This is a genomic window from Pseudoduganella sp. HUAS MS19, assembly GCF_053615455.1.
In genome coordinates this window covers 3,564,889-3,587,980 of the sequence record NZ_CM132133.1, presented here as the reverse complement: position 1 = coordinate 3,587,980, position 23,092 = coordinate 3,564,889, and the positions used below count along the sequence as shown (strand labels likewise).

At 64.5% G+C, this 23,092-nt stretch carries 21 protein-coding genes; 18 read left to right on the top strand and 3 right to left on the bottom strand.

Annotated features, from left to right (window positions below):
* Positions 1 to 16 precede the first annotated feature (16 nt).
* Genes mltG through ACWBU6_RS16250 form a run of 5 tightly spaced genes read left to right on the top strand, consistent with a single transcriptional unit; the run spans position 17 to position 3,555 of the window.
* Positions 17 to 1,006, top strand: a complete 990-nt coding sequence (gene mltG, locus ACWBU6_RS16270; RefSeq protein ID WP_452644456.1) for an endolytic transglycosylase MltG — start codon at positions 17 to 19, stop codon at positions 1,004 to 1,006.
* A gap of 3 nt (positions 1,007 to 1,009) precedes the next feature.
* Positions 1,010 to 1,624 carry a dTMP kinase gene (gene tmk, locus ACWBU6_RS16265; RefSeq protein WP_452644455.1) on the top strand — a complete coding sequence of 205 codons (615 nt, stop codon included), beginning with the start codon at positions 1,010 to 1,012 and terminating at the stop codon, positions 1,622 to 1,624.
* Positions 1,621 to 2,640 (top strand): DNA polymerase III subunit delta', encoded by a 1,020-nt coding sequence (locus tag ACWBU6_RS16260; RefSeq protein ID WP_452644454.1) that lies wholly within the window; start codon positions 1,621 to 1,623, stop codon positions 2,638 to 2,640. The genes tmk and ACWBU6_RS16260 overlap by 4 nt, the downstream gene beginning before the upstream one ends.
* A gap of 12 nt (positions 2,641 to 2,652) precedes the next feature.
* Positions 2,653 to 3,030 (top strand): PilZ domain-containing protein, encoded by a 378-nt coding sequence (locus tag ACWBU6_RS16255; protein ID WP_452644453.1) that lies wholly within the window; start codon positions 2,653 to 2,655, stop codon positions 3,028 to 3,030.
* 3 nt (positions 3,031 to 3,033) lie between these two features.
* Entirely contained in the window at positions 3,034 to 3,555 is a 522-nt protein-coding gene (locus ACWBU6_RS16250; RefSeq protein ID WP_452644452.1) for an N-acetyltransferase family protein, read from the top strand.
* Here ACWBU6_RS16250 and ACWBU6_RS16245 read toward each other — a convergent pair.
* A complete protein-coding gene (locus ACWBU6_RS16245; RefSeq protein WP_452644451.1) occupies positions 3,552 to 4,106 on the bottom strand; it encodes a hypothetical protein in 555 nt (184 codons plus the stop codon). The genes ACWBU6_RS16250 and ACWBU6_RS16245 overlap by 4 nt on opposite strands.
* A gap of 111 nt (positions 4,107 to 4,217) precedes the next feature.
* On the opposite strand from ACWBU6_RS16245, the gene ACWBU6_RS16240 reads away from it, so the two are divergent.
* The 3 genes from ACWBU6_RS16240 (at position 4,218) to ACWBU6_RS16230 (ending at position 6,686) form a co-directional block, all read left to right on the top strand.
* Positions 4,218 to 4,997 (top strand): TatD family hydrolase, encoded by a 780-nt coding sequence (locus ACWBU6_RS16240; protein WP_452644450.1) that lies wholly within the window; start codon positions 4,218 to 4,220, stop codon positions 4,995 to 4,997.
* Entirely contained in the window at positions 4,997 to 5,680 is a 684-nt protein-coding gene (locus ACWBU6_RS16235; protein WP_452644449.1) for an ankyrin repeat domain-containing protein, read from the top strand. The genes ACWBU6_RS16240 and ACWBU6_RS16235 overlap by 1 nt, the downstream gene beginning before the upstream one ends.
* Positions 5,681 to 5,774: 94 nt before the next feature.
* Positions 5,775 to 6,686, top strand: coding sequence for a methyltransferase domain-containing protein (locus ACWBU6_RS16230; RefSeq protein ID WP_452649574.1), 912 nt, complete (start codon positions 5,775 to 5,777; stop codon positions 6,684 to 6,686).
* Here the strand turns inward: ACWBU6_RS16230 and ACWBU6_RS16225 are convergent.
* On the bottom strand, positions 6,673 to 7,380 hold the full coding sequence (locus ACWBU6_RS16225; RefSeq protein WP_452644448.1) for a hypothetical protein: 708 nt from the start codon (positions 7,378 to 7,380) through the stop codon (positions 6,673 to 6,675). The genes ACWBU6_RS16230 and ACWBU6_RS16225 overlap by 14 nt on opposite strands.
* A gap of 184 nt (positions 7,381 to 7,564) precedes the next feature.
* Between ACWBU6_RS16225 and ACWBU6_RS16220 the strand changes: the two genes are divergently transcribed.
* The 10 genes from ACWBU6_RS16220 to fusA all read left to right on the top strand — a co-directional run bounded on the left by ACWBU6_RS16220 (position 7,565) and on the right by fusA (position 20,846).
* Positions 7,565 to 7,762 carry a hypothetical protein gene (locus tag ACWBU6_RS16220; protein ID WP_452644447.1) on the top strand — a complete coding sequence of 66 codons (198 nt, stop codon included), beginning with the start codon at positions 7,565 to 7,567 and terminating at the stop codon, positions 7,760 to 7,762.
* A 184-nt stretch (positions 7,763 to 7,946) separates the two neighbouring features.
* Positions 7,947 to 9,701, top strand: coding sequence for a glycoside hydrolase family 2 protein (locus tag ACWBU6_RS16215; RefSeq protein WP_452644446.1), 1,755 nt, complete (start codon positions 7,947 to 7,949; stop codon positions 9,699 to 9,701).
* Between the two features lie 7 nt (positions 9,702 to 9,708).
* Positions 9,709 to 13,485: an NAD(P)-binding protein gene (locus ACWBU6_RS16210; protein WP_452644445.1), complete on the top strand. Its 3,777-nt coding sequence runs from the start codon at positions 9,709 to 9,711 to the stop codon at positions 13,483 to 13,485.
* A gap of 2 nt (positions 13,486 to 13,487) precedes the next feature.
* On the top strand, positions 13,488 to 14,636 hold the full coding sequence (dgoD, locus tag ACWBU6_RS16205) for a galactonate dehydratase (RefSeq protein WP_452644444.1): 1,149 nt from the start codon (positions 13,488 to 13,490) through the stop codon (positions 14,634 to 14,636).
* Positions 14,630 to 15,529 carry a 2-dehydro-3-deoxygalactonokinase gene (locus tag ACWBU6_RS16200; RefSeq protein WP_452644443.1) on the top strand — a complete coding sequence of 300 codons (900 nt, stop codon included), beginning with the start codon at positions 14,630 to 14,632 and terminating at the stop codon, positions 15,527 to 15,529. Before dgoD ends, ACWBU6_RS16200 begins: the two co-directional genes overlap by 7 nt.
* Positions 15,529 to 16,146, top strand: a complete 618-nt coding sequence (locus ACWBU6_RS16195; RefSeq protein ID WP_452644442.1) for a 2-dehydro-3-deoxy-6-phosphogalactonate aldolase — start codon at positions 15,529 to 15,531, stop codon at positions 16,144 to 16,146. The genes ACWBU6_RS16200 and ACWBU6_RS16195 overlap by 1 nt, the downstream gene beginning before the upstream one ends.
* On the top strand, positions 16,143 to 17,192 hold the full coding sequence (locus tag ACWBU6_RS16190; protein ID WP_452644441.1) for an aldose epimerase family protein: 1,050 nt from the start codon (positions 16,143 to 16,145) through the stop codon (positions 17,190 to 17,192). Before ACWBU6_RS16195 ends, ACWBU6_RS16190 begins: the two co-directional genes overlap by 4 nt.
* A gap of 2 nt (positions 17,193 to 17,194) precedes the next feature.
* Entirely contained in the window at positions 17,195 to 18,073 is an 879-nt protein-coding gene (locus ACWBU6_RS16185; RefSeq protein WP_452644440.1) for an SMP-30/gluconolactonase/LRE family protein, read from the top strand.
* Positions 18,057 to 18,647 carry a flavin reductase family protein gene (locus tag ACWBU6_RS16180; protein ID WP_452644439.1) on the top strand — a complete coding sequence of 197 codons (591 nt, stop codon included), beginning with the start codon at positions 18,057 to 18,059 and terminating at the stop codon, positions 18,645 to 18,647. Before ACWBU6_RS16185 ends, ACWBU6_RS16180 begins: the two co-directional genes overlap by 17 nt.
* An 84-nt stretch (positions 18,648 to 18,731) precedes the next feature.
* Positions 18,732 to 20,846: an elongation factor G gene (fusA, locus tag ACWBU6_RS16175; protein WP_452644438.1), complete on the top strand. Its 2,115-nt coding sequence runs from the start codon at positions 18,732 to 18,734 to the stop codon at positions 20,844 to 20,846.
* Here the strand turns inward: fusA and ACWBU6_RS16170 are convergent.
* Positions 20,843 to 23,092, bottom strand: coding sequence for a putative bifunctional diguanylate cyclase/phosphodiesterase (locus tag ACWBU6_RS16170; RefSeq protein WP_452644437.1), 2,250 nt, complete (start codon positions 23,090 to 23,092; stop codon positions 20,843 to 20,845). The genes fusA and ACWBU6_RS16170 overlap by 4 nt on opposite strands.

Genomic DNA, 23,092 nt, shown 5'->3' with positions numbered 1-23,092 from the left:
GGACGGGCATTTGGAAATGGCGTTTATCAAGAAGTCGATCGCACTGGGTTTGTTGGCCGCTGCCGGGGCCGTGGGCGGGTTTGCCTGGTGGGCCGGCCAGCCGGTCATTGGCCAGGAGCCGGCCATCGAATTTACGATCAGCAAGGGCAGCGGCGCCAGTGCTGCCGGCCAGCAGATGGTGGCGGCCGGCGTGCCGATCCAGCCGCTCCTGTTCAACCTGCTGGCGCGCGTCACGGGCAAGAGTGGCCAGCTAAAGGCTGGCACGTATGAACTCAAACCTGGCACGACGCCCATGCGCCTGATCGGCCAGCTGGTGCGTGGCGAGTTTGCCCAGGAGTCGCTCACCATCATCGAAGGCTGGACCTTCCGCCAGATGCGCCAGGCAATCGCCGCGCACAGCGGCCTCAAGCACGACACCGCGGAGCTGAGCGACCGTGAATTGATGGCGCGCATCAATCCTGACTTCAAGGACCCGGAAGGCCTGTTCTTCCCGGATACTTATCTGTTTGCCAAGAACTCCAGCGAACTGGCGATCTTCCGCCAGTCGCACAACATGCTGCTAAAGCGCCTGGGCGAAGCCTGGGAAAAGCGCGACCCCGGCCTGCCCTACAAGACGCCGTACGAGGCGCTGACCATGGCCTCCATCGTAGAAAAGGAAACCGGGCAAAAGTCCGAACGCCCGATGATCGCGGCCGTGTTCGTCAACCGCCTTAAACTGGGCATGCTGTTGCAGACCGACCCGACCGTGATCTACGGCATCGGCCCCAAGTTCGACGGCAATATCCGCAAGAAAGACCTGGAAACCGACACCCCCTACAATACGTATACGCGGGCCGGCTTGCCGCCGACCCCGATTTCGCTGCCGGGCGTCGGCGCGCTGACGGCCGCACTGTCGCCGGCCAAATCCGGCGCGCTGTACTTTGTGGCGCGCGGCAATGGCACCAGCCAATTCTCCGACAACCTGGCCGACCACAACCGGGCGGTCAACCAGTATCAAAAACAATAAACAATGACAACACGCGGTAAATTCATCACATTCGAAGGCATCGACGGTGCCGGCAAGTCGACCCACATCCAGTTTGTCGGCGAACTGGTCAAGGCACGCGGCCTGGAGCTGGTCAGCTCGCGCGAGCCGGGCGGTACCCCGCTGGGCGAAAAGCTGCGCGAACTGTGGCTGCATGAAGCCATGCATGTTGAAACGGAAACCTTGCTGGTCTTCGCCAGCCGCCGCGAACATGTGGCGCAAGTGATCGAGCCGGGCCTGGCGCGCGGCGCCTGGGTCATTTCCGACCGGTTTACCGACGCCAGCTTCGCCTACCAGGGCGGCGGGCGCGGTCTGAGCCGGGAAAAGCTGGAAATCCTGGCGCACTGGGTGCACCCGAACCTGGAGCCGGACCTGACCATCCTGTTTGACGTGCCGCTGGAAGTGGCGCGTGCCCGCCTGGACGCCACTCGGGAGCTGGACCGTTTCGAACGCGAGCAAGCCGACTTCTTCTTGGCCACCCGCGCCGAATACCTGCGCCGCGCCGCCGAAGCCCCACAGCGCTTCCGCGTCATCGATTCCACCCGCAGCATCGCCGCTATCCAGGCCGAACTGGCGCAAATCGTGGGGGCGCTGGCTTGAGCGGCCAAGTCTATCCGTGGCAGCAGGGCGCCTGGCAGCAGCTGCAGCAGCTGCGCCAGCGCATGCCGCATGCCATCCTGTTCCACGGCGCCAACGGCATCGGCAAGGCCGATTTCATCGAGCAGTTCGCCCAGGCGCTGCTGTGCGAGAACGCGCGCCCGGACGGCCATGCCTGCGGCCAATGCCCAAGCTGCGGCTGGTTCCAGCAGCACAGCCATCCGGACTACCGGCGCGTGCGCCCGGAAATTTTCGAAGATGAGCTGGCCGAAGGTGACGAAGGCGAGGACAAGAAGGCCGCCAAGAAAGCGCCTTCCAAAGAGATCAAGATCGAACAGATCCGCGCCCTGGCTGATTTCATGAACATTTCGACCCACCGCCAGGGCTTGCGCGTGGTGGTCCTGTACCCGGCCGAAGCGCTGAATATGCCCGCCTCGAACGCCTTGCTCAAAACACTGGAAGAGCCGCCGCCAGGCACGGTCTTCCTGCTCTCGTCCAATGGGCTGGACCGGGTGCTGCCGACCATCCTGTCGCGCTGCCGCAAATTTGCCATGCCGATGCCGGCGCACGCCGAAGCGCTGGCCTGGCTCAAGGCACAGGGCGTGCCGGATGCCGACAGCTGGCTGCGCGAACAGGGCGGTTCACCGCTGGCGGCAGTGGCTGCCGCGGAAACGGGCAACCGCGAAGAATTGGACGCGTTCCTGCAGTACTTGGCCCGTCCGAGCGTGGAAGGGGCACTGAAAACTGCCGATAAAGTGCAGAAAGTGCCACTGACTGCCTTGGTTTCGTGGCAACAACGCTGGCTTTACGATCTGTTTTCGTACAAACTTGCAGGTAGCATCCGTTATTATCCGCGCTACCAGCGCGAGCTGGCCGGACTGGCGGACAAGGTGAACATCAGCCGCCTGATGGGAGCGATCAAGGGCGCCAACGAAAGGCGCGCGACGTCCGACCATCCGCTGTCGCCGAAATTGTTTATTGAAGATATGCTTCTTGACTACACTGCTTGCTGTAGCTGAAGAAAGGAAAAAATGAGCGCAAGCCCTAACGATCCAGCCGCCGCGGCCGTCAACCGGCCCACGGTATTGTCCCTCGCAATCAAGGAGAAGGCCGCCCTGTACGCGGCCTACATGCCTTTCCTGAAACATGGCGGCATGTTCGTGCCGACCCAGAAGCCGTACAAGATCGGCGACGAGATTTACCTGTTGCTGACGCTGATGGACGATCCGAACAAGTACGCCATTGCGGGCAAGGTGGTCTGGATCACGCCGCCCGGCGCGGCCAACAACAAGACCCAGGGTATCGGCGTGCACTTCCCGGACGACGAGACCGGCACCCGCACGCGCCTGAGAATTGAAGAGATCCTGGGCGCTGCGCTGCGCTCGTCCCGTGCCACCCACACGCTGTAACGCATGACGAAGTTGCGCCACCCGGATTTCCGCCACCGTCTCGCCACGCTCGACGACCTGCCCGCCATTGTCGCGATCTACAACAGCACCGTCGCCTCCCGTGAGGTGACGGCCGATACCGAACCGGTGTCGGTGGCATCGCGCCTGTCCTGGTTCCACGAGCACCAGCCGGAACGCCGGCCGCTGTGGGTCATCGAGCAGGCCGGCCGCGACGGCATCCTCGGCTGGATCTCGTATTCGAACTTCTACGGCCGCCCGGCCTATGCGGGCACGGCGGAAGTCTCGGTCTACATCGACGAAGCATGGCGCGGCAAAGGCGTTGGCCGCTATGCCCTGCAGCAGGCAATTGATTTCGCACCGCAGGTCAAGGTGCATACGCTGCTCGGCTTCATTTTCGGCCACAACAAAGCGTCGCTGGCCCTGTTCGAAAAGTTTGGCTTCGAGACCTGGGCGAACCTGCCGCAGGTCGCCAACCTCGACGGCATCGAACGCGACCTGATCATTCTCGGCAAGCGCGTCGCCTAAAAAGCGCCCGCCAGCCGGGCGATGATGCCAAGCACCAGCGCGAGGATCGAAAGCAGGGCGCTGAATGTCCAGCGGAAGCCGCGCTGCATTTCCAGGCGCAGTTCCTTGATCGACTCCGCCCGAGCGACCCGTTCTTCGCTCGAGGCGTGTTCCATGGCGGCGCGCTGTTCAGCGAAACCCGCCTCCATGGCCTTTCGCTGCTCGGCGAAACCCGCCTCCATGGCGGTTCGTTGCTCAGCGCGCGCGGCCCGTTCCCCAGCGAAGCCCGCCTCCATGGCCTTTCGCTGTTCGGCGACACCCGCCTCCATGGCGGTTCGTTGCTCAGCGCGCGTGGCCCGTTCCGCAGCGAAGCCCGCCTCCATGGCCTTTCGTTGTTCAGCAAAGCCGGCGTCCATATGGCCACGTAGCTCGGCCATTGCTGTTCGCTGTTCAATAAAGCCGCGCTCCATGCTCGCGCGTAGCTCGGATTGTCCCTGGAGTAATGATCTCTGCCCCTCTTTCAACGCCGCAATTTCGGCTTCCGCTTTTGACATGCGTTCCTCGGTGTCCATGCTGCCTCCGCTGAGCTGTTTGGGCTACTTTGGCGCGGCTATATTCGCTTGGTATTGACATTCGACAGCCGGGATCAGGATAAGTTCCGCAATTTTCGATAAAATGCCGGGATGTTTATTGATTCCCACTGCCATATCGACTTCCCGGAGTTGGCTGCCCGGATGCCTGAAATCCTCGCCAAAATGGCGGAAAACAACGTCAGCCACGCGCTATGCGTATCGGTCGACTTGCCCGACTTCCCGCGCGTGCTGGCGCTGGCCGAGCAGTACCCCCATATCTTTGCCTCGGTCGGGGTGCACCCGGACTATGAAGACACCCCGGAACCAACCGTCGAACAACTGGTCGAGCTGGCCAGGCACCCGAAAATTGTCGCCATCGGCGAGACCGGCCTTGACTACTACCGCCTGGAAGGCGACCTGGAATGGCAGCGCGAGCGCTTCCGCACCCATATCCGCGCCTCGCGCGCCTCGCGCAAGCCCTTGATCATCCACACCCGCTCCGCCTCGGCAGACACGATCCGCATCATGCGCGAAGAAGGCGCCGGCACCGACCAGGGCGGGGTGGCTGGCGTCATGCACTGTTTTACCGAATCGCTGGAAGTTGCGCGCGCCTCGATGGAGCTGGGCTTCTACATTTCGTTCTCCGGCATCGTCACCTTCAAGAGTGCCAGGGAGTTGCAGGCGGTGGCGCTGGAAGTGCCGCTCGAGCGCATGCTGATCGAGACCGATTCGCCCTACCTGGCGCCGGTCCCGTATCGCGGCAAGATGAATGAACCGGGCTACGTGGCGCACGTGGCCGAGTTCATCGCCAAGTTGAAAGGCATCGCGGTGGAAAAGGTGGCCGAACAGACCTCGGCCAACTTTTTCGAGCTGTTCAAGGCGGCCGCCTGATGGCCGGGCGCCGCACGGCAATTGCCTTCCTGGCCGGCGCCGCGCTGGCGCCGCTTGCCCGGCTGGCATGCGCGAACCCGGCCGAGGAGGCGGACCCCGAAGCCGATCGGGTCGCTTATTTTCGCGCCGTGCGGATTGACGACGAGCGCACGGTGCAAGCGGTCCTCGCCCGTGGCCTCGACCCTAACCTGCATGAGCCGGAACGCGGGGAAACCGGGCTGATCATCGCATTGCGCCACGACGCCATGCGGGTCGCCCGGCTCCTGCTGGCCCAGCCAGGGGTGAAAGTCGACCAGCCGGCCCCCAACGGCAATACGGCCCTGATGATGGCGGCTTTGCAAAAAAACATGCCCGCCGTGCTGGCCCTGCTGGAGAAAGGCGCGCAGATCAACCGTCCCGGCTGGACCGCCTTGCACTACGCCGCCGCAGCGGGCGACCTCGACATCATGAAACTGCTGCTCGAGCGCCACGCCTATATCGATGCCGCCTCGCCGACCGGCACCACGCCCCTGATGCTGGCCGCCCGCGAGGGCCAGGAAGACGCCGTTCAACTGCTGCTGGAAGCGGGCGCCGACGCCGCCCTGAAAGACCGCGCCTGGCGCGAAAATGCCGCCGAATCTGCCATGCGCGCCCAGAAACCGTGGATTGCCGAGCGGATCCGCAGCCACCTCAGCCGCAAATAGGGCGGTATTTCCCTCTCATATCGTGCAAATGGCCAGGCGCGCCTGGAGCGACAATCGTGGTGTCGACAATCCACCGCGCGCCCGCGCCATCGCCATGCTGAACGAACGCGAAATCGAAAGCTGCTACCTCGGCCAGTTCATTCCCGTGCATTACCACCACAATATGCTGATGGATGCCAACCGCATGCACAACTTCAAGGCTGCCATCGAGTATGTGGTCATGCCGGGCATGAAGGTGCTGGAGCTGGGCGGCGGCACCGGTGTCCTGTCCTTCTTCGCGGCGCAAAAGGCCGAGAAGGTGTATTGCGTCGAGTTCAACCCGGACATGGTGCAGGAAGCGCGCAAGTTCCTGGCAATGAACAAGAATGGCGGGCGCGTGGAGCTGGTGCACGCCGATGCCTTCGAATACCTGCCGCCGGAACCGGTGGATGTGGTGATCTGCGAGATGATCCACGTCGCCATGCTGCGCGAGAAGCAGGTGGAAGTCATCGAGCATTTCAAGCAGCGCTACCTGGAACGTTTTGGCGGCCCCTTGCCGGTCTTCTTGCCGGAAGCAGTCCTGATGGCGGTCCAGCCCATACAGCAGGAATACGATTTCGACGGCTTCATCGCCCCCATCGTGCAATTCCAGCAGCCGGGCCAGATCCAGAACAGCACGCTCGAACTGGCCCAGCCCCAGGTCTACGCCCTGATCGATTTCACCCAGCCCAACGAGATGCTGTACCGCTGGGAAGGCCAGTTCGTTGCCGAGCGCGATGGCCAGCTGAACGCGCTGCGCTTTATCACCAAGAACATCCTAGCCGTGGTGCCCGAGCGCAATAGCACGATCGATTGGCTGAACCACTACATGACGCTGCCACTGGCCGAGCCGCTGCACTTGCGTGCCGGCGAGACGGTGCAACTGAGTTTTGCCTATCGTGCCGGCGGCCAGATCCAGTCGCTGCAAGCGAACATGCGGGCGCAAGTGGCGACGTTCGACGCCGCGCTGGCCCTCACCGGAACTTGACGTTCGCCACCCTGAAGCGTGAGAGAAAGCCATCTTCGTCGCTGACGTCCTTCGTCAGGTAGAGCGCGTACTCTTCCAGGTACCAGTGGCGGTATACGACGTCCATCGTCGCCGAGCAAGTGAAGATGGTGGCTGACCCGCTCAGCGACTGGTGTACCTCGCTCGCCGGGATACGCTCGTCAACATCGCACTGCAGCACGTCAGCGTCGCCCTCCGGCGAGGTCACCTCAAGCGTAAATGCGTCCGTCCCGAATAGACGCCCCTTGTTGACTCTGAGCGTTGAAGGGGCCAAGCCGATAATGCCTTGCTGATATGAAATGCGGCTGTTCCAGTACATCACGCCGCCCATGCCATAGACATCAATGCCAGACTCATACAGTGGGGACGCGCCGGGAATCATGGGCAGCGCATGGTGGTAATGCTGCAATCCTCCCGGCAACTTCGTGAACCGGATGATGGAGCGGCCAGTTACCAGCCCATTGCCAGCGAGCGTCTCCAGCTCGAGCTCGGCAATTTCCGCCCGAACCGTCGGCCGCTGTGCGGCGAGCGCCGCAGCGGACTTGAACAGTTCAGCCTCGCTGGTGACGAGCAGTGCCGCGTCGACCGGACCAAGCGACGTTACCGGGCTTTTGAATTGTTGCGCCGACGCGCCGCTGAGCACCAGCACACCTGCGGCGAATAAAATTGACCTCATGCCGTTCCTTTGAAAATTCAGGCGGGGCAAAGGATAACATGTTTGCAATGGTCGATCCATCCCGCCCGCGGTTCGCTCCCGTTTTCTTGCAGCTCGTCGCGTGCCAGCGCATCTGGTCGCATGGCCATTGTCCGGGCCGGACGTCCGCTATACAGTTGCCTCAACTTCAATCGGAGGTAATGGGATGTTCGGCTTCATCTTATGGCTGCTGTTGCTGTTCCTGTGCTGGCCGCTGGCTTTGCTGGCACTGCTGCTCTATCCCATCGTCTGGCTGCTGTTGTTGCCGTTCCGTCTGCTTGGCATCGGCGTGGATGCCGTGTTCGAACTGCTGCGCGCCATCGTGATGCTGCCCGCACGCGTGCTGGGCGGCACCCGGCGCTAAGCTGCCGCGGCCTTGCCAGGTGCGCCTTGCATGCTAACCGGTTGGCGCGGCATTTCGCATACCGCCAGTATTTAAAGGCGTTCTGCGCAAGCGCGCAATATTTTCCAGCCCGTATCGTAAGCGCAGCGTGCCGATCGCGCTGCTACGATGGCCCATCGAATGAAGACAATGGGCGGGGCAGACAATGGGGCAATTCGCGTATCCGCGGCCGCAACTGGCGCGCGATCAATGGCAGTCGCTGAACGGCGAGTGGGAGTTCGAGTTCGACGATGAACACAGGTATTGCCTGCCGTCGGACGATATTCCCTGGTCGCGCCGCATCAATGTACCGTTTGCGCCGGAATCCGAACTGAGCGGCATCGGCGACACGGCTTTTCATAACGCTTGCTGGTACCGCTGCCGATTCAAGGTGGCACAGCGCGGCGCCCGTACCTTGCTGCATTTCGGCGCGGTCGACTACCAGGCGCGGGTGTGGATCAACAACCACATGGTGAGCGAACACGAAGGCGGCCACACCTCGTTTACGGCCGACATCACAGACGAGCTGGTCGAAGGCGAGCAGACCCTGGTGGTGTTCGTGGAAGACGATCCGGCCGACCTGAACAAGCCGCGCGGCAAACAGGACTGGCAGCTCGAACCGCATTCGATCTGGTATCCGCGCACCACCGGGATCTGGCAAACCGTCTGGCTTGAAAACGTCGGCGCGACCTATATCCGCCGGCTGCGCTGGACGCCGATTTTCGATGGCTATGAACTGGGCTGCGAAGTGCTGGCCGGCGGCGACGCCGCCCCCGGCCTGGCAGTCGAGGTGAAGGTGTGGCACGGCGAAAAGCTGCTGGCCGCCGACAGCTATCTGATGGTGGGGCAGGAAGCCAACCGCAAGATCGCGCTGTCCGATCCTGGTATCGACGACTCGCGCAACGAGATCCTGTGGAGCCCGGAGCGGCCCACCTTGCTGGACGCCGAACTGACCCTGTACCGCGACGGCCAGGTGCTGGACCGCGTCCGCTCCTACACGGCGATGCGTTCGGTATCGATCAACCGCGACCGCTTCATGCTGAATGGCCGGCCCTACCACCTGCGCCTGGTGCTCGACCAGGGCTACTGGCTGCCAAGCCTGATGACTGCCCCTTCCGACGAGCACCTGCGACGCGATGTCGAGCTGGCCAAGGCAATGGGCTTCAACGGCGTGCGCAAGCACCAGAAGATCGAAGATCCGCGCTACCTGTACTGGGCCGACCGGCTCGGCTTGCTGGTCTGGGAAGAAATGCCCTCGGCCTACGCTTTTTCGGCGCGCGCCATGACGCGCCTGCTGCATGAATGGACCGAGGCGATCGAGCGCGACTACAGCCATCCCAGCCTGATCGTCTGGGTGCCCTTTAACGAATCCTGGGGCGTGCCCAACCTGACGGCCGTGCAATCGCACCGCAACGCGGTCGAGGCGCTATATCACCTGACCCGCATGCTCGACCAGACCAGGCCGGTGATCGGCAACGACGGCTGGGAAGCGTCGGCCACCGACATCCTCGGCATCCACGATTACGATCCCGACCCGGAACGCGTGCGCCAGCGCTATGAAGTCACCGACCCGGTACGCACCCTGTTCGACCAGCGCCGCCCGGGCGGGCGCATCCTCACCCTGGACGGCTTCCCGCACCGCGGCCAGCCCATCGTGCTGACCGAATTCGGCGGTATCGCTTTTGACCCCAACGCGCCGGCCCACCATACCTGGGGCTATTCGCGTCAGAACACGGCGGAAGCCTTCCTCGAGCACTACCGTTCCTTGCTGAAGGTCGTCAACGAAACCATGATGTTCAGCGGCTTTTGCTATACCCAGTTCGCCGACACGTTCCAGGAAACGAATGGCCTGCTGAATGCCGACCGTACGCCCAAGATTCCCCTTGAGCTGATCAGCGCCGCGACGCGCAACGTGCAGTAGGTGCGCCGTGACGACTCCAGCCTGCCACCCCTTCGCCACCTTCTGGCAGGCCGGCTATGAAGGCGCCGACCACGTCAATCACGCCGGCCAGCCGCAGGACATGAACCTGGTGACCGGCCACCTGCAGCGCGCCCGCGCCGATTACGCGCTGCTGGCGCAGTTCGGCATCCGCACCGTGCGCGAATCGATCGGCTGGCGGCTGGTCGAACGCGCCGGCGAGTTTGATTTCTCGCCGCTGCTGCCGCGCCTGGAGGCGGCGCGTGAACTGGGGCTGCAAAGCTGCTGGACCTTCTGCCATTATGGCTGGCCGGAAGATGTCGACATCTACAGCGATGATTTCGTGCCGCGCTTCGTGCGCTTCTGCCAGGCCAGCGCCCGCTTCCTGGCGCCCTGGCTGGGCGAGGAGCCGGTGTATTCGCCGATGAACGAGCTGTCCTTCACGGCCTGGGGCCTGTCGGTGCATATGTTCCGTTGCCTGAACATGTATCACGAACGGGCCGGGGAACTGGGCAAGCGCCAGCTGGTGCGCGCCTCCATCGCCGCCATCGATGCGATCCGCGAGATATCGCCTGGCGCGCGCTTCTTCCAGTGCGACCCGCTGATCCATGTGATTGCGCCGAAGGACCGGCCCGACTGGGCGGCACAGGCGGCCGGCTGGACCGCGTCCCAGTACGAAGCCCTGGACATGCTGTGTGGACGCGTTGAAGCGGAGCTGGGCGGACATCCGCGCTACCTCGACCTGGTGGGCGGCAACTACTACCACAGCAACCAGTGGGAGAGCGGCACCAATATGCGCCTGTGGTGGCACCTTGACGATCCGCGCCGGCGGCCGCTGTCCGACATCCTGGTCGAACTGCACCAGCGCTACGGCCGGCCGGTGCTGCTGGCCGAAACCAGCCATGTTGGCAGCGGCCGCGGCGTCTGGATCCGGGAGATGGCGGAGCAGGCCATGATGGCGCGCCAACGCGGCGCCGAGGTGTGCGGCATCTGCCTGTACCCCGCAGTCGACCGTCCCGACTGGGACAACGCCGAACACTGGCACCACAGCGGGCTGTGGGACCTCGATCGCAGCGGGCCGGACCCGCTGGCCAGGATGCTCGTCGCCCCCTATGCCACAGCTCTGCAGCAATCGATCCGGCTGACTGACAGCCTGTGTAAAACCAAGGAGAACGCCATGCAAACGTTGATTGTTTTCTGCCACCTGCGCTGGGACTTCGTGTTCCAGCGTCCCCAGCACCTGCTCACCCGCCTGGCCAAGTACTACAAGGTGGTGTTCGTCGAGGAGCCGGTGTATGAGGAAGGGGAGGCGCGCATGGTGATGTCCCAGCCGGCCCCGAACCTGGCGGTCTGCCAGCCGCATACGCCGGTCCAGGCGCATGGCTTCCACGACGACCAGATCCCGCTGCTGCAGCCCCTGGTCGCGGCGCTGGCGCCCGAAGGCGAACAAGTGCTGGTCTGGTTCTACACGCCAATGGCGCTGCCTTTGCTGCAGGCCTTGCAGCCGTCGCTGGTCATTTACGACTGCATGGACGAGCTCAGCGCCTTTCGCAATCCGCCCAAGCAACTGCTGCAGCGCGAGACCGCCTTGCTGAACATCGCCGACCTGGTGTTCACAGGCGGGCCAAGCCTGTACGAAGCCAAGCGCGCGCGCCATGGCAATGCGCACTGCTTCCCGAGCAGCGTCGATGCCGTCCATTTCGAACAAGCCCTTGACCGTAGCAATGGCCACCCCCTGCATACGGCAATTTCCAGGCCGCGCCTGGGCTTCTTCGGCGTGATCGACGAGCGTTTCGATGCCGAACTGATTGCCGACATTGCCGATGCCCATCCCGAATGGCAGGTCGTGCTGGTCGGCCCGGTGGTCAAGATCGATCCGGCCTCGCTGCCGCAGCGGCAGAACGTGCACTATCTCGGCCAGCAATCGTACAAGGCCTTGCCGCAATTCCTGGCCGGCTGGGATGTCTGCCTGCTGCCGTTTGCCCTGAACGAGGCGACGCGCTTCATCAGCCCGACCAAGGTACTGGAATACATGGCGGCCGAACTGCCCATTGTCAGCACGGCGATCCGCGACGTCGAGCAACCCTATGGCGGCATCGTGGCGATCGGCCATGATCACAGGGAGTTCATCGCGCATTGCGAGGCGGCGCTGGCCCAGGGGCCACAACAGACGGCTGCGATGGCAGCGGCCATGCGCGGCGTGGTGGCGCGCACCTCGTGGGATGCGACGGCAGACCGCATGCACGAACTGATCGACCGGACACCGCCAGGCGGCAAGGCGGCGCGGCTGGCAGGCAAGGGGGCGCCGCCCAAGCTGGTTGGCGCCAGCGCGGCAGGCAAAGTCAATCCGCTGCGCGGCTCGGCCGGCAGCCAGTCGTTCGGCAGCATCGTGATCGGCGGCGGCCCGACCGGTCTGTCAGCGGCCTACCATGCGGGTGCGGACAACCTGCTGCTCGAGCGCAACGACACGGTGGGCGGCTGGTGCCGCTCGATCGAGGAGGGCGGCTTCACCTTCGATCATGCCGGCCACATCATGTTCTCCAACGATCCTTACGTGCTGGAGCTGTACGACAAGCTGCTGGGCGATAACCAGCACTGGCAGATGCGTGAAGCCTGGGTGCACAGCAAAGGCGTCTACACCCGCTATCCCTTCCAGGGGGCGCTGTACGGGCTGCCGCCCGATGTGATCAAGGAATGCATCGTCGGCGCCATCGACGCGCGCTACGGTGAAAGCGACGCCGCGCCTGCCTGCGCGAGCACGCAGGTGGAAGACTGCTGCGCCGATGGCAGCGCCGACGCCGCCAAGGCGAGCACGGCGGCACGTGCGGCGCACACCGGCAGCTTCGAGGACTTCATCTACCAGGTATGGGGCAAGGGGATTGCCAGGCATTTCGCGATTCCCTACAACCGCAAGCTGTGGACGGTGCCATTGAGCGAAATGGAAACGTCCTGGCTTGGCGGCCGCGTGCCCTTGCCGGACCTGTCGGAGATCATCGAGGGCGCCTTGCGTCCGGTGCCGCGCCCGATGGGTCCCAACGCACGGTTCGGCTATCCGCGCCGGGGCGGCTTCCAGGCCCTGATGAACGGCTTCCTGCCCCTGATCCGCGGCAAGATCGAAGTCAATGCCGAAGTGGCGCAGGTGCTGCCGCAAGAGCATCTGGTCACGCTGGCCGATGGCCGGCGCTTCGACTACGGCAGCCTGGTGAGCACCATGCCTTTGCCGGAACTGGTCAAGCTGATCGGCGAAGCGGCGCCGGAACACGTGCGCGCGGCCGCGCGCGGCCTGCGCCACATCTCGATCCGCTGCGTAAACATCGGCATCGCGCGCAGCAACGTCACCGACAAGCACTGGATCTACTATCCCGAGGACAGCATTTTCCACCGCATCTTCGTGCAGGGAAATGCCAGCCCCGAGTGCAATGCGCCCGGCGGTTTCGGTTTTACCTGCGAGATTTCCTATTCGCCGTGGAAGCCCTTGCCGCTGGATGGCGACGCCCTGATCGAGCGCTGCATTGCCGACGCCATCCAGGTCGGCTTCATGCGCGAGGACGACAAGGTGCTGGTGGCGAACCAGGTCGATATGCCGGTGGCCTACGTCGTCTACGACCATCAGCGCGCCCACAACGTCGCCGTCGTGCGCGAATGGCTGGCGCAGCATGACATCCTGCTGGCGGGCCGCTACAGCGAATGGGAATACTACAATTCCGACCATGCCTTCCTGGCCGGCAAGCGCGCGGCGGAACACGTGGCGCGCCGCCGCAGCCGGGCGGCGCCGAAGGCGTCCTGACCATGAAGATCACGCACCTGAGCACCTACCGTGTGGCGCCGCGCTGGATGTTCCTCAAGATCGAGACGGACGAGGGCATCAGCGGCTGGGGCGAGCCGGTGATCGAAGGCCGCGCCCGCACGGTGGAGGCGGCGGTGCATGAACTGGGCGAACTGCTGGTCGGGCGCGATCCGGCGCAGATCAATGATCTGTGGCAGGCCATGTACCGCGGCGGCTTCTATCGCGGCGGTGCCGTGTTCATGAGCGCCATTGCCGGCATCGACCAGGCGCTGTGGGATATCAAGGGCAAGGCGCTGGGGGTGCCGGTGTACCAGCTGCTGGGCGGCCTGGTGCGCGAGCGCATGAAAATCTACAGCTGGGTAGGCGGCGACCGGCCGGCCGACATCGTGGCCGGCATCCAGACCTTGCGCGACATTGGCCTGAATACCTTCAAGATGAACGGCACCGAGGAAATGGCCATGCTCGACAGTGCCAGGGCGGTGGATGCGGCCGTGGCACGCATTGCCGGCATCCGCTCGGCATTTGGCCACGACATCGAGTTCGGCATCGATTTCCATGGCCGCGTGGCCTGGCCGATGGCCAAGCCCCTGCTGCGCGCGCTGGAACCTTACCGGCCGCTGTTTGTCGAGGAGCCCGTGCTGGCGGAGCAGTCGGAGTATTACCGCCGCCTGTCCGACATGACCAGCATTCCGCTGGCGGCCGGCGAGCGCATGTTCTCGCGTTTCGAGTTCAAACGGGTGCTGGAGCAGGGCGGCCTGGCCATCTTGCAGCCCGACCTGTCGCATGCGGGCGGCATCAGTGAATGCTTGCGCATTGCCGGCATGGCGGAAGCCTACGACGTCACGCTGGCGCCGCATTGTCCGCTGGGCCCGGTGGCGCTGGCGGCCTGCCTGCAGGTCGACTTCGTTTCCTACAACGCCGTGCTGCAGGAACAGAGCATGGGCATCCACTACAACACCGGGGCAGAGCTGCTGGACTATGTCCGCAACGCCGATGACTTCCGCATGGAAGGCGGCTATATCGCGCCCTTGCCCCTGCCGGGTCTGGGCGTGGATGTCAACGAAGAACGGGTCATCGAGGCCAGCCGCGCAGCGCCCGACTGGCGCAATCCGCTGTGGCGCCATGCCGATGGCAGCGTGGCCGAATGGTAGCGTCGGCGTGCCTGCTGGGCGTCGACTGGGGCACGAGCAACCGGCGCGCCTACGTCATCGGCGCCCAGGGCAGCTGCCTGCGCAAGCACGAGGACGCACTGGGCGCGCTGGCCGCGCAAGGGCATTTTGCCGAAGCGCTGCAGGGCTTGCGCCAGCAGTTGGATCTCGATGCCCTGGTGCCGGTGGTCATGTCCGGCATGGTGGGCAGCGCGCAGGGCTGGCAGGAGGTGGCCTACCTCGATAGCAGCGTGCCGCTGGCCCGGCTGCCGGAAACCCTGGTACCGGTCGGCGGCGCGCCAGGCTGCTTCATCGTTCCCGGCTACTGCTACCGCGAGCACGGCAGCATCGACGTGATGCGCGGTGAAGAAGCGCAGCTGCTGGGTGCGCATTTGCTGCAACATGGTGACGGCTGCTATGTGTTGCCGGGAACGCACAGCAAGTGGGTGGAAGTTGCCGACGGCACGATCGTGCGCCTGACCACCTTCATCACAGGCGAACTTTACGCTGCCTTGCGCGCCTCTGGCACCCTGGCCGCCCTGATGGCTGAGGGCCATGCCGACGCCGACGCTTTGCGGGCCGGCGCCAACCGTGCGCAGAGCGCCGAGGCCCTGAGCCATACTCTGTTTGAAGCGCGCGCCCGCGTGGTGGCAGGCGAGTCGAGCGCCGGTGAGACGCGTTCCTATGTGAGCGGCCTGCTGATCGGCACGGAATTCGCCGCGCGGCGTGAAGCGGCGCCGAACGCCGGCAGCCTGCCCGTGCTGCGCCTGATCGCCTCGCATGAGCTGACTGCACCGTATCGCGAAGTCGCGCAGATGCTTGGCTACGCGACAGAGTTGATTGACCCGGACCAGGCTTACTGTGCAGCCCTGGCCCGCTTCATGGAGACAATCTGATGAGCTCAATCGACGCCTACCAGCCGCCCCTCATTGCCATCCTGCGCGGCTTGACGGAGGCCGAGGCGCCGGCGGTCGCCGCAGCGCTCTTTTATTGCGGTTTCCGCTTGCTGGAAGTGCCGCTGAACCGTCCGGGAGCCCTGGAATGCATCCGCCTGCTAGACAGCATCAAGCCCGGCGATGCCCTGGTCGGCGGCGGCACCATGACCACGGTGGCCGAAGTTGACGCCGTACACACAGCCGGCGGCCGCATCATGGTGGCCCCGAACTTCGACCGGGCGGTGATGCAGCGCGCGCGCGACCTGGGAATGTTGACGCTGCCAGGCGTGGCCACGCCCACCGAAGCGCTGGCTGCGCTGGCGGCCGGCGCCGACGCCCTCAAATGGTTCCCCGCCGAGACGCTTGGGCCCAGCGGGCTGCGCACCGTCAAGACCGTTTTGCCGCCGTCGGCCAAGGTGTGGCCGGTGGGCGGCATCAGCGCCGGCAACCTGCACGAGTGGGTGCGTGCCGGCGCCGACGGCTTTGGCATCGGCGCACGCCTGTACGAGCCGGGCATTGCATTGCCCGAGCTCGAGTCGAGGGCGCGCGAACTGGTGGCGGCCTGGCGCGCCCGATGAAACCCTGCGTCGACAGCCGGCTGTTCGGGGAACTCGCCAACGGCGAGCCGGTCATGGAGTTCACGCTCGACAACGGGCAAGGCATGCTGCTGTCGGTGCTGGACTACGGCTGCATCATCCGCAGCTGGCGCGTGCTGGCCCGCTACGGCAGTCCGGTCGACTTCGTACTGGGTTTTGACACCTTGCTCGATTACGAACGCGACAGCGCTTATGTCGGTGCCCTGGTCGGGCGCTTTGCCAACCGCATTGGCGGCGGCCGCTTCGAGTGCCATGGCCGCGCCAGCCAGCTGACGCAGAACGAAGGCGACAACCATTTGCACGGCGGCCGGCGCGGCTTCCACAAGCACTGCTGGCAGGGACATGCGGGCAGCGACAACGAAGCGGCCCGGCTCAGCTTGTGCCGCCTGAGCCGCGATGGCGAGGAAGGCTATCCCGGCAACGTGCTGGTGATGGTGACCTATGAGCTCACTGCAGGCGGTGAACTGCGCTGCTGTTATCAGGCGGTTGCGGACCAGCCGACACCCGTCAGCATCAGCCAGCATAGCTATTTCAACCTGGCCGGCGCCGGCGACATCCTCGGGCACGAACTGAGCATCGATGCGGCGCACTATCTGCCCGTGACGGCGGACCTGTTGCCAACCGGGCAAATCGAGCAAGTGGCGGACGGGCCATTCGACTTTCGCCTGCGGCGGCGTATCGGCAGCGCCCTGGTGCAAGCGCATCCGCAACTGGCGCTGGCGCACGGCTACGACCACAATTTCATCCTGGCGCCGGGTGAGGGCCCCCAGGCCAGCCTGACCGACCCGGCATCAGGGCGCCAGATGGATATCTACACGGATTGCCCCGGCTTGCAGTTCTACAGCGGAAACTACCTGGACGGCAAGCTGGGCGGCAAGGGGCGCGACTTTACGCGCCATGCCGGCCTGTGCCTGGAGCCGCAGCATTTCCCCGATGCGCCGAACCGCCCCGGCTTTCCCGATGCGATCTGCCGTCCCGGCGCCCCGTACAGCGCGCGCACGCGCTACGTCATCGACAGGTGGAGGTGAAAGTGGAGCTGATTGTAGATGCGCAGAATGCGCTGGGCGAATGTCTCCTGTGGTGCGAGCGCACGCAAGCCTGGCTGTGGACCGATATCCTGGGCCGCAAACTGTGGCGTTATCTGCCCTCCAGCGGCGAGACCAGGCAGTGGGAGATGCCGGAGCGCCTGGCCTCGTTTGCGTTGACGGCGTCGGAAGGGCGCCTGCTGCTCGGCCTGGAAAGCCGGCTGGCCTGGTTCGACTTCACGACAGGCGACGTGATGACCATCGTGGAAGTCGAGCAGGACGTATTTGGCACCCGCATCAATGATGGCCGTTGCGACCGCCAGGGCCGCTTCGTGTTCGGCACCATGAACGAGGCGATCGGCCGGGCGCCGATCGGGCGCTTCTACCGGCTTGGCCACAACTTGCAGCTGGAACTGCTGCCGCTCGCGCCGGTGGCCATCGCCAACAGCATCTGCTTCAGCCCCGATGGCGCAACCATGTATTTCTGCGATTCCCTGTCCGGCATGATCCGCTGCTGCGATTACGGCGACGCGGTGAGCGCCGAGCGCATCTTCACCCATCTGCCGCCCGGCTGCGGCGAGCCCGATGGTTCGGCGATCGATGCCGACGGCTGCCTGTGGAATGCGGAATGGGGCGCCAGCCGGATCGTGCGCTACCGGCCCGACGGCAGCATCGAGCGCGCCGTCGCGGTCCCGGTCAGCCAACCCACCTGTCCGGCTTTTGGCGGGGCCGGGCTGAACCAGCTCTGCGTCACCAGCGCCCTGGTGGACTTGCTGGAAGCCGAACGGTATGCCGGCGGCGTGTTCGGCATGCCCGTCACGGATGCGGTCGGCCTGCCGGAAATGCGCTTCGGCGCTAGAATGGGGGATGACTCAGCAATTTGAACATTTCAAGCCGGTCGCCCTGGAGCACGCCAGCCGCCTCATCAATCATGGCCCGACGGTCCTCGTCACGAGCGCGCATGGCGGGCGCCGCAACATCATGGCTGCCGCCTGGTCGATGCCGGTGGAATTCACGCCGCCACGCATTGCGGTGGTGATCGACAAGAACACCTTCAGCCGCGAACTGATTGCCGCCAGCGGCGTGTTTGCCGTGTGCATTCCCGGCGCTGCGGCGGCCGACCTGACCTACGCGGCAGGCACGGCCAGCGGTCGCCAGGGCGATAAATTTGCCCGCCTTGGCATCGACACGCGGCCCGGCGAAGCGACAGGCGCCCCCCTGGTCGCGTCGGGCTGCGTGGCTTGGCTGGAATGCCGCCTGATCCCCGAACGCCATGCCGAAGACGCCTACGACACCTGCTTTGCCGAGGTCGTGGCGGCTGCGGCCGATGAACGGGTCTTTTCCAATGGGCACTGGTCGTTCCGTGAAGACAATATCGACCTGCATACCTTGCACCATCTCGGCGCGGGCAATTTTGCGCGTGCGAGTGCGATGATCAAAGCGCGAGCGCTCCCTTGATTTCTTGTCGAGCCGCCCAATCTTCGCACTCCTGTTACTGATAGAATCGAAGATGCCCGCAAGGCATCGTTCAAGGAGATTGTGATGAGCCGCAAGACACCTATCGAGCGTTACCGCAATATCGGCATTAGTGCCCACATCGACGCTGGCAAGACCACGACGACGGAGCGCATCCTGTTCTATACCGGGGTCAACCACAAGCTGGGTGAGGTGCACAATGGCGCCGCGACCATGGACTGGATGGAGCAGGAGCAGGAACGCGGCATCACCATCACCTCGGCAGCCACCACCGCCTTCTGGAAAGGCATGGGCGGCAATTTCCCCGAGCACCGCATCAACATCATCGATACCCCGGGCCACGTCGACTTCACGATCGAAGTCGAACGCTCGATGCGCGTGCTGGACGGCGCGGTCATGGTGTACGACTCGGTCGGCGGGGTGCAGCCGCAATCGGAAACGGTCTGGCGCCAGGCCAACAAGTACAAGGTGCCGCGCCTGGCCTTCGTCAACAAGATGGACCGCGTCGGCGCCGACTTCTTCCGCGTGCAGCAGCAGATCAAGGACCGCCTGAAAGGCACTGCCGTGCCGATCCAGATCCCGATCGGCGCCGAGGAAAATTTCCACGGCGTGGTCGACCTGGTCAAGATGCGCGCCATCATGTGGGACGACGAGACGCTGGGCGTCAAGTTCACCTATGAGGACATTCCCGCCAACCTGAAAGAGCTGGCGCAGAAGTGGCACGACCATATGGTCGAAGCTGCCGCCGAAGCGACGCCCGAGCTGACGGAGAAATACCTGAACGGCGAAACGCTGAGCGAGGAAGAGATCAAGTCCGCGCTGCGCGAACGCACCATCCGCAACGAGATCGTGCCGATGCTGGCCGGCAGCGCTTTCAAGAACCGCGGGGTGCAGGCCATGCTCGATGCGGTGATCGAATACCTGCCGTCGCCGGTCGATGTGCCGGCCATCGCGGGCCACGATGAAGAGGATAATGAGATCGAACGCCATCCATCGGATGACGAACCGTTCTCCGCGCTCGCCTTCAAGATCATGACCGACCCCTTTGTCGGCCAGCTGACCTTTTTCCGGGTCTATTCGGGCCTGGTGAACTCGGGCGATACGGTCTACAACCCGACCAAGGGCCAGAAGGAGCGGCTGGGCCGCATCCTGCAAATGCACGCCAATGAGCGCAAGGAGATCAAGGAAGTGTTCGCGGGCGATATCGCGGCCGCGGTGGGCCTGAAGAATGTGACCACCGGCGACACGCTGAGCAATCCGGACAAGGTGATCATCCTGGAGAAAATGGTCTTCCCCGAACCCGTGATTTCGCAGGCGGTGGAACCGAAGACCAAGGCCGACCAGGAAAAAATGGCGATTGCCCTGAACCGCCTGGCGCAGGAGGACCCCTCGTTCCGCGTGCACACCGATGAGGAATCGGGCCAGACCATCATGTCCGGCATGGGCGAGCTGCATCTGGAAATCCTGGTCGACCGCATGCGCCGCGAGTTCAGCGTCGAAACCACGGTGGGCAAACCGCAGGTCGCGTACCGCGAAACCGTGACCAAGGCGGTCAGCGATATCGAGGGCAAGTTCATCAAGCAGTCAGGCGGCAAGGGCCAGTACGGCCACGTCGTGCTGAAGCTGGAGCCGATGGAAGCAGGCAAGGGCTTCGAGTTCGTCGACGCCATCAAGGGCGGGGTCGTGCCGCGCGAGTTCATTCCGGCGGTGGAGAAGGGCATCCGTGAAACGCTGAACACCGGCGTGCTGGCGGGCTATCCGGTGGTCGACGTGCGTGCCACGCTGACTTTCGGCTCCTACCACGATGTGGACTCCAACGAGAATGCCTTCCGTATGGCCGGCTCGATGGCGTTCAAGGAAGGCATGCGCAAGGCCGACGCGCAGTTGCTGGAGCCGATGATGCACGTCGAGGTGGAAACGCCCGAAGAATTCATGGGCAATGTGATGGGCGACCTGACCACGCGGCGCGGCATGGTGCAGGGCATGGACGAAATCCCCGGCGGCGGCGGCAAGCAGGTGCGCGCGCTGGTGCCGCTGGCGGAAATGTTCGGCTACTCCACGTCGCTGCGCTCGCTGACGCAGGGCCGGGCGACCTATACCATGGAGTTCCAGCACTACGCGGCGGTGCCCCGGCACATCCTCGACCAGGTGGCGACGGCACGCGCAGCGTCGAAGAGCTAGGCGGTTTCCAGCAAGGCCGCAAATTCGTCGGCCGGGACAGGGTGGCCATACAGGTAGCCCTGTCCCTGTTCGCAGCGCAGCAGCTTGAGCAGCTTGGCTTCCTCTTCCGTTTCGATCCCTTCGGCCACGACTTTCAGGTCCAGGTTGTGCGCCAGCGACACCACCGTGCTGACCAGGCCCATATAACCGGCATCCTGCGACATGCGGGTGACAAAGGAACGGTCGATCTTCATCACATCCACCGGCAGGCTGACCAGGTAGGACAGCGAGGAATAGCCGGTGCCGAAATCGTCGATCGCCACCGGAACGTCCAGCGCCCTGACCTTGCTCAGGATCTCGACCACGCGGTCATGGTCGGACACCAGCGAACTTTCCGTGATCTCGATCGAGAGCGGGTGCTTGTCCGCCCCGGCCGTGTTCAGGGCGTGCTCGATATCGTTGAACAGCGAAGCGCAGCGGAACTGGGCCGGGGCCACATTGACGGCAATCTGGGGCGGCTGCAGGCCGGCATCGTGCCAGGCGCGCCAGTCCTGCATGGCGCGCTGCATGACCTGGCGCCCAACGGCAATCACCAGGCCGGTACGCTCCAGTTCCGGCACGAACTCCGCCGGCGGCACCAGGCCGCGCTGCGGATGGCGCCAGCGCACCAGCGCTTCGGCGCCGGTCAGCTTGCCGGTACGCAGGTCGATCTTCGGCTGGTAGAAGTTGACGAACTCCTGGCGCTCCAGCGCTTCGCGCAACTCGACTTCAAGGCTGATCTGGCGCGCCACCACGCGGTCGGCCGCGCGGTCGTACTGGCCGAAGCGCAGGTCGAGGTCGCGGGCCGCAGCCAGGGCATCCCAGGCTTTCACCAGCAGCTCGTCGGCGCTGGTGCCGTCGTCCGGCAGCGCTGCCGCGCCGGCATTGATGGTGCACCAGATCTTGTGTTCCTTGACCTGGTAGGCGCCTTGCAGCATCGGTACCGCCGTTTCGTGGATGAACTCGGCAGCCGTCTGCGTGCCGTGCGCCGGCAGGAAGACGGCGAAGCGGCCGACGCCAACATGGGCCAACAGCATGCTTTCGGCGACCACCGAGCCCAGGCGCTGCGCGATATGGCGCATCAGGCCCACGGCAGCGGCATTGCCGTAAGCGGAACTGATTTCGTCAAAGCGGTTGATATTGATCAGCAAGACCGTGCCGCGCGCATCGGAAGCGGCCAGCGCGGCGATTTCCTCCTCAAACTGCAGCCGGCTTGGCAGGCCGGACAGCACATTGGTGCGCGCCAGGCGGTGCATTTCCTGCGCATTGACCAGGCGCTCGATGCCATAGCTCAGCTCATTGCTGAGCTCACCGGCGCGCTCGCGGTAGAAGGCGTCAAAGTGCTGTTCACGGCGCGAGTAAAAGGTTGCCACGCCCCAGGGCTGGTTGTTGACGAACAGCGGCACTGCCATGCAGGAGGCGATTTCGTGGCCCTTGCGCGAGCCCGATTGCACACGCCCGGTCGCCAGCACATGGGCCGCCAGTTCAGCCGCAAGCCAATGCGGCGGCTGTTCGCCGGGGCTCCAGTGGCGCTCCTGGCCTTCGCGGCTGGCCGAGGCAAACAGGTAGAGGGTGCCGTCTTCGGCGCGGCGGCTGATGGCGGCGCAATCGAGACTGGGCTGGTGGGCGGCCAGGCGGCAGGCGTCCAGGCACAGTTGCTCCAGTGTGCGCGAGCGGGGAATCAGGGCGCTCAGGCGCGACAGCAGCACGTAGAAGTTGTCGTGCCGGATCAGGGCGCGCTCTTTTTCCACCTCGGTGGTCACGTCGATCGCCGAGCCGCCGGTAAATGATTCGCCGTTGACGTGGATGGGAAATTTGTGCACCAGCCAGTGGCGCTTGCCTTCGTCGGTGGTCTCCATGGTCTTGGTGACATCCGGATTCTCCGGCACGGCGCCGTCCTGGTATTCCAGGCCGCTGCCCAGGACGTAATCGCCGGCGGCATCCTTGATCCACAGCGGGGCCGGGGCATGCTCGGCGAATCCTGCCAGGAAACCTTTGGCACGGGCCAGGCCCTGGTGCAGGCGGAGCTGTGTCCGCGCGCAGTTGGCCACATCGGCCAGGGCAGCTTGCCGCTCGGCGCTGGCGTCCTGCGGCAAATACGTAAACAGGAGCTGCTCATCCGCCAGTGCCTCGGCCGGTACCGGCTTTGCGCACACAAAGCCGGCCAGGCGCTGCAAATCGTCAAGCGAACTGGACTGCAAGTGTTCAATGGATGTGCGCTCGTTCAT